The sequence below is a fragment of the Mycobacterium sp. 1245499.0 genome (assembly GCF_001673615.1).
GTDB lineage: Bacteria > Actinomycetota > Actinomycetes > Mycobacteriales > Mycobacteriaceae > Mycobacterium > Mycobacterium europaeum_A.
The window spans coordinates 1-712 of sequence record NZ_LZMG01000330.1; the positions used below are offsets into that span (position 1 = coordinate 1).

A 712-nucleotide genomic window follows, 5' to 3' on the forward strand; every position below is an offset into this window, starting at 1 on the left:
GGCGGCGACCAGCGGATCGTCGCGGTGCGCATCGCCGGAGAAGAATCGCTGCGACAGCTGCGCCAGCCGGCGACCGCGGACGTCGGCGCCGACCGCCGGGTCGAGATCGTCGAGGATGTCGTCGGCGTACCGGGCGAAACCGTACAGCGCATGAACGGGTGGCCGCTGGTCGGGCGCGAGCAACCGGGTCGCGAGAAAGAAGGTGCGGCCATGCGCGGCGTTGAGTTCCCGGCACCGGCGATACCCGTCGCGCAACCACGGGTCGTCGATCCCGGCCGCCGTCAGCTCGCCGCGCATCATGCCGAACCGGCTTTCATGTCGACGTGCGCGGCCGACCGCGCGGCGACCCCGGTGATGCGGTCGGCGGCGAGCCGCCCGGAAATCAGCGTGGTCGGAACGCCGACGCCGGGCACCGTGGAGGACCCGGCGAGCACCGCGTTGTCGATGCCGCGCACCAGGTTGCCCGGCCGAAACGGTCCGGTCTGGCCGAACGTGTGGGCCAGCGCGAACGGACTGCCGGCCGCCATGCCCTGGCGGGCCCAGTCGGCGGGCGTGATGACACCCAAAACTGTTGCGTCGCACGGTAACCCGGGCAGCAGCCGGTCGCCGACGCGCGCGATCATGTCCTCGACGTAGCGGTCGCCGGCTGGCGCAGCTGTCGCAGCGATTCTTCTCCGGCGATGCGCACCGCGACGATCCGCTGGTCGGCGCG

The 712-nt window shown here is 72.3% G+C and carries 2 protein-coding genes; both read right to left on the reverse strand.

Annotated elements, in window-relative coordinates:
* Positions 1-300: squalene/phytoene synthase family protein (locus A5646_RS20460; RefSeq protein ID WP_197505245.1), on the reverse strand; the 300-nt coding region annotated here is incomplete at its 3' end.
* Positions 297-712 (reverse strand): FAD-dependent oxidoreductase (locus A5646_RS20465; RefSeq protein ID WP_231998421.1); only part of this gene is annotated, 416 nt, incomplete at its 5' end. The genes A5646_RS20465 and A5646_RS20460, both read right to left, overlap by 4 nt.